General features: G+C 29.5%; 12 protein-coding genes and 1 other annotated feature. All 12 genes read right to left on the bottom strand.

Annotated elements, in window-relative coordinates:
* Window positions 1-101: 101 nt before the first annotated feature.
* The 12 genes from HF520_RS09220 to HF520_RS09275 all read right to left on the bottom strand — a co-directional run bounded on the left by HF520_RS09220 (window position 102) and on the right by HF520_RS09275 (window position 13,309).
* Complete coding sequence (locus HF520_RS09220; protein ID WP_168573746.1) at window positions 102-377, bottom strand: DUF1292 domain-containing protein; 276 nt, start codon at window positions 375-377, stop codon at window positions 102-104.
* Between the two features lie 71 nt (window positions 378-448).
* Complete coding sequence (gene ruvX, locus HF520_RS09225; protein WP_168573747.1) at window positions 449-871, bottom strand: Holliday junction resolvase RuvX; 423 nt, start codon at window positions 869-871, stop codon at window positions 449-451.
* A gap of 136 nt (window positions 872-1,007) precedes the next feature.
* Window positions 1,008-3,179, bottom strand: a complete 2,172-nt coding sequence (locus HF520_RS09230; protein ID WP_168573748.1) for an alkaline phosphatase family protein — start codon at window positions 3,177-3,179, stop codon at window positions 1,008-1,010.
* A gap of 9 nt (window positions 3,180-3,188) precedes the next feature.
* Complete coding sequence (locus HF520_RS09235; RefSeq protein ID WP_168573749.1) at window positions 3,189-3,446, bottom strand: IreB family regulatory phosphoprotein; 258 nt, start codon at window positions 3,444-3,446, stop codon at window positions 3,189-3,191.
* Between the two features lie 25 nt (window positions 3,447-3,471).
* Window positions 3,472-6,111, bottom strand: a complete 2,640-nt coding sequence (alaS, locus tag HF520_RS09240) for an alanine--tRNA ligase (RefSeq protein WP_168573750.1) — start codon at window positions 6,109-6,111, stop codon at window positions 3,472-3,474.
* Window positions 6,112-6,183: 72 nt separating this feature from the next.
* Window positions 6,184-6,402, bottom strand: a binding site (T-box leader).
* A gap of 74 nt (window positions 6,403-6,476) precedes the next feature.
* The gene (mnmA, locus tag HF520_RS09245) at window positions 6,477-7,568 is read right to left on the bottom strand and encodes a tRNA 2-thiouridine(34) synthase MnmA (protein ID WP_243155137.1); all 1,092 of its coding nucleotides are present in this window, start codon (window positions 7,566-7,568) and stop codon (window positions 6,477-6,479) included.
* A 240-nt stretch (window positions 7,569-7,808) separates the two neighbouring features.
* Window positions 7,809-8,261 (bottom strand): Fe-S cluster assembly scaffold protein NifU, encoded by a 453-nt coding sequence (nifU, locus tag HF520_RS09250; protein ID WP_168573751.1) that lies wholly within the window; start codon window positions 8,259-8,261, stop codon window positions 7,809-7,811.
* A gap of 33 nt (window positions 8,262-8,294) precedes the next feature.
* Window positions 8,295-9,491, bottom strand: a complete 1,197-nt coding sequence (gene nifS, locus HF520_RS09255) for a cysteine desulfurase NifS (protein ID WP_168573752.1) — start codon at window positions 9,489-9,491, stop codon at window positions 8,295-8,297.
* Between the two features lie 13 nt (window positions 9,492-9,504).
* Window positions 9,505-9,960 (bottom strand): RrF2 family transcriptional regulator, encoded by a 456-nt coding sequence (locus HF520_RS09260; RefSeq protein WP_168573753.1) that lies wholly within the window; start codon window positions 9,958-9,960, stop codon window positions 9,505-9,507.
* A gap of 176 nt (window positions 9,961-10,136) precedes the next feature.
* Entirely contained in the window at window positions 10,137-11,069 is a 933-nt protein-coding gene (locus HF520_RS09265) for an ROK family protein (protein WP_168573754.1), read from the bottom strand.
* 113 nt (window positions 11,070-11,182) lie between these two features.
* Entirely contained in the window at window positions 11,183-11,968 is a 786-nt protein-coding gene (locus HF520_RS09270; RefSeq protein WP_168573755.1) for a GNAT family N-acetyltransferase, read from the bottom strand.
* A gap of 72 nt (window positions 11,969-12,040) precedes the next feature.
* Entirely contained in the window at window positions 12,041-13,309 is a 1,269-nt protein-coding gene (locus HF520_RS09275; protein ID WP_168573756.1) for a replication-associated recombination protein A, read from the bottom strand.
* Window positions 13,310-13,355: the final 46 nt, after the last annotated feature.

The raw sequence follows: 13,355 nt of genomic DNA on the forward strand, positions 1-13,355 counted from the left end.
ATTTTTACTTTATGCATATATCTATATTATTACCCAAAGTTTTTAAATTTAAGCAGTAAAAACCTACTTAATATAAAATCAAGTAGGTTTTATAAAAAATTTTATTGCTCGTCTTCGTCGTAGTTTAATCCTTCTTCTTCCATTATAGCATTATATACAGCTACAACAGTTTCATACTCATCATCACTTTCTAATGGTACTAATATTTCACCTTCTTCATCTTGGTCTATTCTAAATATTAAAGCTTCTTCTGCTTCTTCATCTTCAACAGGCATTAATATAGCATACTCTTTTTCTTCTGCTTCTAAAGTTAATATTATTTCAAATTGACTTTCTACTCCGTTTTCATCTATTAAACTAATTATATTTTCTTGCATCTTATCCACCTCAAATTATTATTTGTTAGTTATATTATATATCATATATTTATAAATTTATAGACATTTTCTTAAAATCTTTTTGAATCTAAATATCCTTGTAATATTATTACTGCAGCCAACATATCTATTACTTTCTTTCTTTTTTGTCTACTAACATCACCTTCTATTAATGATCTCTCTGCTGCAACTGTAGATAATCTTTCATCCCAAAATTCAATTTCAAGTCCTGTTTCTTCTTTTATCAATTCACAAAATTTTATAACTTTCTCTCCTTGAGGACCTAAAGTTCCATTCATATTTTTAGGCAATCCTGATACTATTTTATTAACCTGTTTTTCTTTTATTATTGCCTTTAATTCTTCTATATCTTTTTTCTTGCCTACTCTTCTTATAGTTTTTACACCCTGAGCAGTAAGTCCCATTAGATCACTAGTAGCTACACCTATAGTTTTATCACCTATGTCTAATCCCATTATTCTTCCGTCTAGCATTTCTTGTCTCCTTATTTAACTTTATTATTTTTCCTATTTATAATTCATTCATACATTATTTTATGTCATAAATATGTATTTTGCAAACTAAGTTACTTAAACAAAAATCGGGCTGATTACTCAAACCCGATTTTTACTATTTATCATCTTCAAATATAATCATATTTATACTCATAATAATTATTGGTATTAAAATGTATATAGAAGCTGTAGATGCTGCAACAATACCTGAGTCATTAACTAAAAGCGTAACTACACAACCTACCATAGATGCTATAAAGCCCTTAAATACCACTGGATATTTCTTAGCTATTCTTTTAAAATGTTCTGATGGTCTAAATATAAGTACACCTATTATGACAATTCCTGCTAAAAGTATATTAACCCATATACTCGTCTGAGCTAACTTTAAGTTCATTTGTATTTTTCTTCCAAAAGTATTAATTATAACACTTGGTCCTTCTACTAGTATTTGGCTTACAAACCCACCCAAATGAGATTGACTTCCTGTTACTAAATCTAAAACAGCAAATATAGAAACTATACCTACTGCAGATAAACCTAGTATTACAACTTTTTTTAGGTCTAATTTAACATCAAATATAAGCATTATAAATAATAGATATGCAACAATTTCTGATATAGCTCCACCTACATTTGCACCCATCGATGGATAAGCACTAGTAATAAGTATTACAAATAAAGATATAATAGTTAACCACTTAGGTATTTTTTTATACTGTAATAATACTGCAAACCCAAATACTGCACTGGCTATTGTTATGCCTTCATATTCATTACCTATACCATAATATCTTGCACCAATCATAGCATCATAACTCATTATATTATTTTGCATTAAGTATGTTCCAAATATAGAATCTATAGCTATTAAAATTATTGTTATTAAGGAAAAGAATCCCATGTTTTTTATATCATCTTTAAATAATATTCTTCCAATTATATATAAAACTATCGTCGTTATAATTATAGAACTTCCTATACCAAATTCAGTTCTATAGTTAACCATAGGAGCTACTAAAAATGCTAGTGGCATTATTATACCTAACTTTATAAATTCTTTTATTATAGCAAATACTTTCTTCTTATATGGTATTTTTTTTCTTGCAAATACAGCTAGCATACCTATTATCCACGATGCTGCTATAATAATTACAAAAGTATTTACTATATTAGCTCTTACCTTAGATATAGAAACTATTTTATCAAATTCATGTGATAAATAATCTATATTATCATCTTTTTCGATTTTATTAATCACTCTTCCAACCATGTGCTCATTACTTAATCCATATTCATTTAATATGTCTACACCTAGGTCTAAATTTGCTATAATACCATCTCTTCTAGTTGTTGCTGAAACTAATATACCTTTTCCATTATATTCTTTAGAAAATTTAACTACTGGAGATAATCGTCTTTTATTTTTGTAATCAAAGTCACTAGGGAAGGTACTTGTTATATAAACAACATCATTTTCATCAACTAACTTAAACACTGATTCAATATAATTGTTTATATTGCTATATATAGAATCTCTCATTTTATCATAAGTATTAGAGTTTAGATTTTTCTTATATTTGTCTAATCTATATGTATCTCCTAGTTCTATAAATATAGCATCACTTTCATTATAGTATTTTTTAGTTTCATTTAATAGCTTATCATAGTCTGTTCTCATACCAAACGGCATGGAAGAATCTTCTATATTTATATCCTCAATATTACCAGCTGGAATTCTACCATAGTTATCCATAGCTATTAATGCTATATTTCTATTTTTTGTTATTGAATCTCCAACTATTATATCAGCATTCCCTAACACTGCAGTTTTAATATTATTCTCTGATAGAGTTTGTCCTAAAGAACCTAATACAGCTCCATATTCTCCAGTTTTATTAGCACTTAATGACATGTTTATTGTCAAGTCATTAATAGCTTTTGCCTTCTCTCCAACTGCAGATTCATATACTTTAGCATTTTCATCTGTTCTTTGTGCAAAGTTTATATATTCATCATTAGCTACATTAGCTCTACGACCAGCTCCAATAGTGGCATAAGACCTTTTATCATCGGTCCCTCTGTCACCCTTTATGTTCATAAGACCTATGTAGCCTTCTTTGCTAAGCTTTTCTTTTAAGAAAGGCATTTTCATCATATTTTCTAAATTAGTTCTATCCATATTAATGAATATTACCTTTTTATCTTCTTGTGCAAAACTATTACTCGGTATACAAGATACCAATATCATAATAGCCATTAACAATGATGCAACCTTTTTTTTCATGAAGTTGACCTACTTTCTTTTTAAATAATAAGAAATTACCTCTTCTAATATTTCATCTCTTTCGAATTTCTTTATTATTGATCTTGCATTTTTATGGCTAGTTATATAGCTTGAATCACCAGAAAGTATGTACCCTATAATTTGATTTATAGGGTCATATCCTTTCTCAATTAATGCTTTATATACAAAATCTATCGTATCCCCGATACTCATTTTATCTTCTGATATACCTTCAAATTTCATAGTATAGTCTAGATTATTTTCCAAAGTAAATCCCCCTTAATTAGTAAATTTATTTTACTTGAGATTTTATTACCTCACAAGCATAATTTAAAGCTTCTTCTACTTTACTTACATCACTTGCTCCAGCTTGGGCCATATTAGGTCTTCCTCCACCTTTTCCGCCAGCTATTTGTGCAACTTCTCTAACTATATTACCTGAATGTATTCCTTTTTCTAATACATCTTTAGTCGCAGTTACGATAAAATTAATTTTATTATCTGCTACGTTTGCCATTACAACAACTCCTGAACCTAATTTATCTCTTAGGCTATCTGCCGTTTCTCTTAATGTATTCATATCCATATCTTCAAATTTAGCAGTTACTAAATTCACTCCATTTATTTCTACTTTAGAATCTAAAATAGAGTCAGCTGATTGTAAACTCATTTTCGCTTTAAGATCGTGTAACTCTTTTGATAAAGCTTTGTTTTCATCTACTAATTGAGATGCTCTTTGAGTTAAATTATCTTCTTTTGCCTTTATACTTATACAAACATCATTTATTACTCTATCTTTTTCTTTTAAGTATTCATAAACAGCTTTTCCTGTGATAGCTTCTATTCTTCTAACTCCAGCAGCAACTCCACCTTCAGATAATATCTTGAACATTCCTACTTGAGAAGTATTTTTTAAGTGAGTACCTCCACAAAGTTCTATAGAAAAATCTCCCATAGAAACAACTCTTACTTCATTACCATACTTTTCGCCAAATAGTGCTGTAGCTCCTTTTTCTTTTGCTTCATTTATACCCATATTTTCACAATTTATTTCTAAAGAGTCAAATATTGCATCATTTACTTTTTCTTCTATTAATTTTAGCTCATCTTTTGATATAGCTTCAAAGTGAGTAACGTCGAATCTTAATCTTTCTGAATTAACTAAAGATCCAGCTTGGTTAACATGTTCTCCTAATACTTCTTTTAATACTTTGTGTAATAGGTGAGTAGCAGTATGATTTCTTGCACTTGCCATTCTAACTTCTTTATTTACTAAAGTATTTAATTCATCATTTACTTTTATTTCTCCAGATTTAACAAATCCTATATGCTTTATAGTATTATTAGCGCCTTTTCTTGTATCAACTACTTCTATAACTACATTATCATTAGAAAGTATTCCGCAGTCTCCTGCTTGTCCACCACCTTCTGGATAGAAAGTAGTTTGATCTAATACTATTGCTATTTTATCTCCTTCTTTAGCAGATTCCACTATTTCATCATTCATAACTATAGCATTAACTTTTCCTACTAAGCTTAAGTTATTATATCCTTCAAAAGAACTTGATGCAGATTCATCTAATTTAGATAATGGATCTTCCTTCCAACTTTCACCTTCCATATTTCCTCTTGCGCTTCTAGCTCTTTCTCTTTGCTTATTCATTTCATCATTGAAAGCATCTTCATCTAAATCAAGACCAACTTCTTCTAATATTTCTTTAGTTAAATCTATTGGGAAACCATAAGTATCGTATAATTTAAATGCATTTTCTCCACTTAAAGTTTTTTCATTATTCTTCTTTAATTCTTCTATATATGAAGCTAATATTTCACTACCTTGATCTATAGTTTCATTAAATTTTTCTTCTTCTATTCTAATTACTTTCTTTATGTAATTTTCTTTTTCTACTAATTCTGGATAAGCTTCTCCACTTACTTTAATAACTTCATCTACTAAGTTATATAAGAAGTTTTCTTTTATTCCTAATAATTTTCCATGACGAGCAGCTCTTCTTAATAATCTTCTAAGAACATATCCTCTTCCTTCATTTGATGGTAATACACCATCAGCAACTAAAAAGCTTACAGCTCTTATGTGATCTGTTATTATTCTTACAGAAACATCTTTTTTAGCATCTTTTCCATATTCTACATTAGCAACTTTCTCTATTGCACTTATTATTTGTCTTATTGTATCTACTTCAAATATATTATCAACATTTTGCATTATACAAGCCATTCTTTCAAGGCCCATACCTGTATCTATATTTTTATGCTCAAGTTGACCATAATTACCTTCTTCATCTCTATCAAATTGAGTGAAAACATGGTTCCAGAATTCTAAGTATCTATCACAGTCACATCCTGGCTTACAATCTGGATTATCACATCCAAATTCTTCTCCTCTATCAAAGTATATTTCTGAACAAGGTCCACATGGTCCTGTACCTATTTCCCAGAAGTTATCATCTTTTCCTAGCCTAACTATTCTTTCTGTTGGGAAGTTCATTTGTTTTGACCATATATCAAAAGCATCATCATCTTTTTCGTATACTGTTACCCATAATCTATCTTCTGGTATATTTAAATGTTCTGTTACGAACTCCCATCCCCATCTTATAGATTCTCTTTTAAAATAATCTCCAAATGAAAAGTTACCTAACATTTCAAAGAATGTACCATGTCTAGCAGTTTTACCTACATTTTCTATATCACCAGTTCTTATACACTTTTGACAAGTAGTCATTCTCTTACTTGGTGGAACTTCAACTCCTGCAAAGTAATTTTTTAAAGGAGCCATCCCTGAGTTTATAAGTAATAAACTTTTATCATTATGTGGTACTAAAGAAGCACTCTTCGCAGCATAGTGTCCTTTAGATTCAAAGAAGTTTAGAAATTTACTTCTTATTTCATTTAATCCCATTTTTTGCATATTAATTTCCTCCTGTTAATTATCATCTGCTTATATTTTTATATAAAATAAAAAACTCGCGCCTATATAAACTATAGGGGCGAGATTATTTCGCGGTACCACCCTAATTATCATAACTTTTGTATGATATCTTCGGAAAACCTTAGTTATAACGGAACTACCGACAGCTTATACTTTCTTTCCAAGCTGTAACTCCAAGACTGCTTCAATTACTCTATTCTAAGGGCTTCCACCACTTCCCTCTCTCTGTAAGACATCAAATAATTTACTACTTCTTTTCAGTGTTTTTAATTATTTTTTAATTTTAGCTTTATATATAGTTATCTTACTAAATTTTACAAAATTAATCAATATATATTTTACTTTTATAAACTTTTCATTATTATAGCTCCGCCAACAACTATATCACCATCATACATAACTACTGATTGACCTTTAGTAATTGCTCTTTGTGCTTCATCAAATACCATTCTTATAGTCCCATCACCATTATTATAAACAGTAGCCCATGAAGGCTTTGCTGAATATCTAACCTTAGCTTGTACTCTTATTGGTTCTGTTATTTTATCAATACTTATTAGATTTACATCCTTAGCTATAAGTTCTTTTTTAAATATATCATCATTAGATCCAAGAACTACTGTATTTTTAACTGGATCTATGTCAACTACAAACATAGGCTTTCCAAAGGCGATTCCAAGCCCTTTTCTTTGACCTATAGTATAGTTTACTATACCTTTATGTTTACCTAAAACATTACCCTTAGTATCTACAAAGAATCCTTCTTCTATTCTTTTGTTTGCATGTTTTTTTACATAGCCAGCATAGTCATTATCTTTTACAAAACATATTTCTTGGCTATCTGGTTTATTGTGAACATCAAGTCCTAATTCCTTAGCTATCTCTCTTACTCTATCTTTTTCATAATTTCCGATTGGAAGTAACGTATGCTCAAGCTGATCTTGAGTCATATTATATAATGCATAAGTTTGGTCTTTCTTATCCGTTACAGACTTTTTAAGCAAGTATCTTCCTGTATTTTCATCTTTTTCTATCTTTGCATAATGACCAGTTGCAACATAGTCACATCCTATTTGTAGCGCCCTTTTATAAAAATCATCAAATTTTATATGTTTATTACAAGCTATACAAGGATTTGGCGTTCTTCCTTCTAAATACTCATCTATAAAATAATCTATTACCTTCTCTTTAAATACTTCTCTAAAATTTAATACATAAAAAGGTATACCTATTTTCTGTGCTACATGTCTAGCATCCTCAACTGCAGCTAAAGAACAACATCCACCTTCATTTTCAATTAAGTCATCATCTTCATCATCTTGCCATAGTTTCATAGTTACACCTATTACATCATAGCCTTGTTCTTTTAATAAATATGCAGCAACAGAACTATCAACTCCACCACTCATACCTATCATTACCTTCTTTTTGCTCATAAAAATCACCTCATTCTCTATATTATATCTACTTTATACGATTTTTAAAAGTATAAACTTCTTTCATGTTTTTTATAATTTTATTCTCATAAAAAACACTTAGATATAATTTATGTTCTACCAAATCGAAAGGCTGGCAATATAAATATAAATGTCATTTACAGCATTTTTTCGCTGTATGACAGGTATATTATATTCCAGCCCAAATTCCTAAGTATAACTTATTATATAAAATATATATTACTCTTCATCTTCTTCTATATCATGGTGGTGATCATGATCATCATCTATTACAACGCCATCTAATTCTGGTATGTGTATATTATGTTTCTTAGCATAGTCTATTAATGCAGCCTTTATAGCTTGCTCAGCTAGTACTGAACAGTGCATTTTTACTGGTGGTAAACCATCTAAAGCTTCTGCAACGGCTTTATTAGTTACTTCTAAAGCTTCATGTATACTTTTACCTTTAACCATTTCTGTTGCCATTGATGAACTAGCTATAGCTGATCCACAACCAAATGTCATGAACTTAACATCTTGTATTATTTGATTTTCATCTATATCAAGATATATTCTCATTATATCTCCACATTTAGCATTTCCTACTTCTCCAATACCACTTGCATCTTCTATTTGTCCAACATTTCTTGGGTTCATGAAGTGATCCATAACTTTTTCACTATATTGCATAATTCTATCCTCCTAAATTCTCCGTTTAATTCATTATTTTGCTAATTGTTGTTCTCTTACATATGATTCATAAAGAGGTGACATACTTCTTAATCTCTCTATAACCTTTGGTAAGTTTTCTATTATATAATCTATATCCTCTTCTGTTGTAAAATCTCCAATTGAAAGTCTAAGTGATCCATGAGCTATTTCATGTGGTAATCCTATTGCCATAAGAACATGCGATGGATCTAAAGAACCTGAAGTACATGCCGAACCACTTGATGCACCAATTCCTAACATATCTAATAATAATAGTATTCCTTCACCTTCTATAAATTCAAATCCAAAGTTTACGTTACCTGGTAATCTGTCAGTCAAACTTCCATTTACTCTTGTATGAGGTATTCTTTCTAATACTCCATCTATTAACTTAGTTCTTAACTTAGTTAATGTTTCTATATGTTTGTCCATATTTTCTTTTGCTAACTCTGCTGCTTTACCATATCCAACTATTGCTGGTATATTTTCTGTACCAGCTCTTCTTTTTCTTTCTTGAGCTCCACCATGTACAAATGCATGAAGTTTAGTTCCTCTTTTTATATATAAAGCACCAATTCCTTTAGGTCCATATATTTTATGAGAAGACATACTCATTAAGTCTACACCTAATTCTTTTACATCTATATTAATATTTCCTGCAGCTTGAACAGCATCTGTATGGAAAACTATATTATGTTCTTTTGCTATTTCAGCTATTTCTTTTACAGGTTGTATTGTTCCTATTTCATTATTAGCAAACATTATAGTTATTAATGTAGTTGTATCTTTTATAGAGTTTTTTAATTGTTCTAAATCTACTCTACCTTCAGAGTCTACATCTAGATAAGTTACTTCAAAACCATGATGTTTTTCTAAATATTCACATGGATGTAATACTCCATGATGTTCTATTTTAGATGTTATTATATGATTTCCTTTATTTCTATTTGCAAAAGCAACTCCTTCTATAGCCCAGTTATCACTTTCAGTTCCACCAGCTGTGAAGTATATCTCATTTGGATTAGCATTTATTAATGATGCCACTTGAGCTCTTGCTTTATCTAAAGCTTCTTTAGCTTCTCTCCCAAATGAATGGAAGCTTGATGCATTTCCAAAGTAATCAGTTAAATAAGGCATCATAGCTTCTACTACTTCCTTCTTAACTGGAGTAGTTGCAGAATAATCCATATATATTCTTCTTTTTTCCATTTTCTTACACTCCCTATCTTTTTGATATTAAATTCGTTATATCATTATCTAATAATCTATTTTTATTGTAATCATTAATCATATCTTGTAGGGTAATCGAATATATAACATCTTCTATACCCTTTTTTAATTTTTCCCAAACTATTTTTGTTACACAAGTCCCTGAATTTTCGCAAACATCTTCATCTAGTACACATTCAGATAAAGATACAGGACCTTCTAGTACTACTAATATATCTCCAACGCTTATATCCTTTGCATCCTTAGCTAATAGATACCCACCTTGTGCACCTCTTACACTTTTTATTATGCCAGATTTTTTTAATTTCGAAAAAATCTGTTCCAAATATTGCTCAGAAATGTGTTGGTTATTAGCTATTACTTTAAGCGGTACCGGACCTTGGCTTTGATTTATAGATAATTCAAACATTGCCTTTAACCCGTATCTACCCTTAGTCGATAGTTTCATATTTAATCACCTTCTATACTGAAATCTAAATCATACTATTTCAGTAGGAATTATCTTTAAAATTATTGTATTATAACCTAGTAAATTTGTCAAGATTTAAAACATAGTAAATTTGTATGAATTTAAAAACTAGTAAATAACTTATTTTAAGTATTTACTAGTTTTTGATTTATCCTTTATAATGCAGATGCCCCCAATATACCTGCATCATTTTTAAAATGAGCTATAACAATTTTAGCAATTCCATTTCCATTATATATAACTCTTTTATTTAATTCTTCTTCTAACCCGTCTAAAATAATTTCATTAGCATTTGAAACTCCACCACCAATTGATATTATTTCTGGATCTATAAAATGAACTATACTTACAATTCCTCTTATTAAATACTCTTTGAATCTTTTGACAACAGATATAGCTACTTCATCATTTTCTTTATAAGCATCAAACACCATTTTAGCAGTTATATTTTCTATGTTATTTTGGGCAAATTGTAAAATAGTAGATTTCTTACCTTCTCCAATTAGTTTTTGTGCATATTTTATAATAGCAGTAGCTGAACAAAAGGTTTCAAAACATCCATTATTACCACAATTACAATCATAATAGTTTGAATCTAATATTATGTGTCCTAATTCAGATCCAATTCCATGAGCTCCTGAGAAAGGTTTTCCATTTATTATTATACCTCCACCAACTCCAGTTCCTAGAGTTATCATAACACCTACATCATACCCTCTCATACTTCCATATTTATATTCAGCAAATGCAGCTACATTTGCATCATTTTCCACTACTATTTTTACGTTAGAAAATATTTCCTTTAATTTCATTTCTAAAGGGTCATTCTTAAGTCCTAAGTTAACACAACTTACATGGCCATCCTTATTTACAACACCAGGTATTCCTATTCCAATTGTTCTTACTTCCTCTATAGTCATACCTTTTTCTCTTAATATCTCATTTACCACATATTCAATATCTCGAACTACACCATAAAAACCCATACTTTTATCAACATCTTTACTTGCTTTTACAGTTATAATTCCATCTTCAACTAAACCAGCTTTAATGCTCGTTCCTCCTACATCAATCCCTATATTGTACACTTATAGTCCCCCCTCTGTTAATTTTATTAGTCACTAGTACGTAAATATTATATACATTCTAATGTTTATATTTCAATTAAATTTTAAATAACATATACTCTCTAGTTTCATCTTTATACTTGATTATGATTCCTTTGATATATACTCCAATCACCTATATTTTCAAATCCTAACTTATGGTATATTTCTCCTGCTTTCTCATTGTCATAGAATAAACAAGGTATTTTATTTTCATCTAAAAGCTCTGAACATATTTTAACTATACATTTAGTTGCCAAACCTCTATTTCTATATTTTGGATGTGTGCCAACTCCAACTATCATTGCATAGTTTTTATTTTCAGATGTACTTTTTGCCATTGCTACTATATGCTTATCTTGTTCTATAAAATAACCTCGTCCTGTTTTTAACCCATTCCTTAAATTTTCTACTGTAGTATTTTCAAATTCTTCTATAGCTTCATAAAGCTTTGCTACCTTGTTTAGATGTATAAATCTCATTTTCTTTACCTTTATATTTAAATCATCATATTTGAATAATTCTTTACTTTCTAATTTGCAAAACTTCACTTTTCTGCGTCTAACTATATTTAATTTATATGCTAACAAATCTACAACATTGGATTTACCACTAATTTCTGTAAATTCCATATTACTTATTAGATCTGCAAATTCATCTACATTAAATTGGTCATAAGCATAAAATATGATAAATTCAAAACATTTAACAAGGACGCCTTCTATATCACCTTTTATATTTATTCCTGCCCATATGTTTAAAAAATAATTATCATAACCATACCTTTCAATATCCCCTATTGTTAACAAATTAAACTCTTCCTCTTTTTCTAAATATTTTATAACCTTATTATGATAGGAAGAGTCAAGTTTTATAATCATAGCACTTCCCCCTGATACAAACTTAAATAACTATATATAATATTAATTTATTTCTCTAATACTAATTATAGTCTATTTTTTTAAATTATCCCAAAAATGTTTAAACGCTAATTCATTTTTATTATTTCCATGAGTATAATATTTTTTATTTTTTATAGATTCTGGAAGATATTGTTGCTTCACATAATTATTAGGATAATCGTGTGGATATTTATAATCTACTCCTCTACCTAAGTCTTTAGCACCAGAGTAATGAGCATCTTTAAGATGGAGTGGAATATCCCCAGTCTCTATATTGTCTAGATCTTCTAAGGCTAAATCTATTGCCGTTACTACTGAATTTGATTTTGGGCACTGAGCTAAATAAACTGTTGCTTGAGCAAGAGGAATTCTAGCTTCTGGAAATCCTAATTGTAATGCAGATGATACACATGCTTCAGTTATTGTTATAGCTTGAGGTACAGCTAATCCAACATCTTCACTAGCAACACATAGAAGTCTTCTAGTTATTCCTTGCATATCTTCAGCTTTAACAAGCCTTGCTAGGTAATGTATAGCTGCATCTGCATCTGATCCTCTTAGAGATTTATGAAATGCTGATAGTATTGAGTATCCATCATCCCCGCCTCTATCAAAACTTAATATTTTAGTATTCGAAGATTCTAACACCGTATCTAAAGTTATATAAACAGAATTTGCTGCAATATCTATGCCTAAGTTAAATGCCAGCTCTAATTTATTTAAAGCTGTTCTCATATCTCCATTGCAAGTTTCTGCTATTGCTTTTAGTGCCTCATCTTCTATATTTATATAATCATATGTATAAAATTCAGGTAGTTTTTTAACAGCTCTTTTAAGACCTTTGTAAATATCATTTTTATCTATTGTCTTAAATTCAAATATAGAGCTTCGGCTTAGTATAGCCTTGTATATGACAAAGTATGGATTATCCGCTGTACTTGCTATTAATGTGACAGATCCATCTTCTATGACTTCCAATAACGCTTGTTGTTGTTTTTTATTCATAGCTTGTATCTCATCTAGCATTAGTATAATCCCATTAAAAGAAAATAAATCTTGCTTAGCTGACTCTATAACTTCTTTTATTTCTTTAACTCCACAGTTCACAGCATTTAATTTTACGTATTTCTTTCCTGTTGCATTTGCAATTATATTAGCTAATGTTGTTTTTCCTGTTCCTGGTGGACCATATAATATCATATTAGGTATTGATTTGTTTTTTATGATTTTATTCAATACTTTTCCTTCTCCTATTATATGTGATTGACCTATCATGTCTTCTATTTTTTTTGGACGTAATCTATCTGCTAAAGGCTTCATCTATACCTCCCATTTATATAAATTTTTAATGCAAAAAGAAGGCATC

The organism is Romboutsia sp. CE17, from assembly GCF_012317385.1.
Lineage (GTDB): Bacteria > Bacillota > Clostridia > Peptostreptococcales > Peptostreptococcaceae > Romboutsia_E.

What these genes read in the sequence shown, in the direction of transcription:
- alaS (WP_168573750.1), bottom strand. Translation starts at nt 6,111, where the DNA reads ATGCAAAAAATGGGATTAAATGAAATAAGAAGTAAATTTCTAAACTTC.
- HF520_RS09230 (WP_168573748.1), bottom strand. Translation starts at nt 3,179, where the DNA reads ATGAAAAAAAAGGTTGCATCATTGTTAATGGCTATTATGATATTGGTA.
- HF520_RS09220 (WP_168573746.1), bottom strand. Translation starts at nt 377, where the DNA reads ATGCAAGAAAATATAATTAGTTTAATAGATGAAAACGGAGTAGAAAGT.
- mnmA (WP_243155137.1), bottom strand. Translation starts at nt 7,568, where the DNA reads ATGAGCAAAAAGAAGGTAATGATAGGTATGAGTGGTGGAGTTGATAGT.
- nifU (WP_168573751.1), bottom strand. Translation starts at nt 8,261, where the DNA reads ATGCAATATAGTGAAAAAGTTATGGATCACTTCATGAACCCAAGAAAT.
- HF520_RS09260 (WP_168573753.1), bottom strand. Translation starts at nt 9,960, where the DNA reads ATGAAACTATCGACTAAGGGTAGATACGGGTTAAAGGCAATGTTTGAA.
- ruvX (WP_168573747.1), bottom strand. Translation starts at nt 871, where the DNA reads ATGCTAGACGGAAGAATAATGGGATTAGACATAGGTGATAAAACTATA.
- nifS (WP_168573752.1), bottom strand. Translation starts at nt 9,491, where the DNA reads ATGGAAAAAAGAAGAATATATATGGATTATTCTGCAACTACTCCAGTT.
- HF520_RS09275 (WP_168573756.1), bottom strand. Translation starts at nt 13,309, where the DNA reads ATGAAGCCTTTAGCAGATAGATTACGTCCAAAAAAAATAGAAGACATG.
- HF520_RS09270 (WP_168573755.1), bottom strand. Translation starts at nt 11,968, where the DNA reads ATGATTATAAAACTTGACTCTTCCTATCATAATAAGGTTATAAAATAT.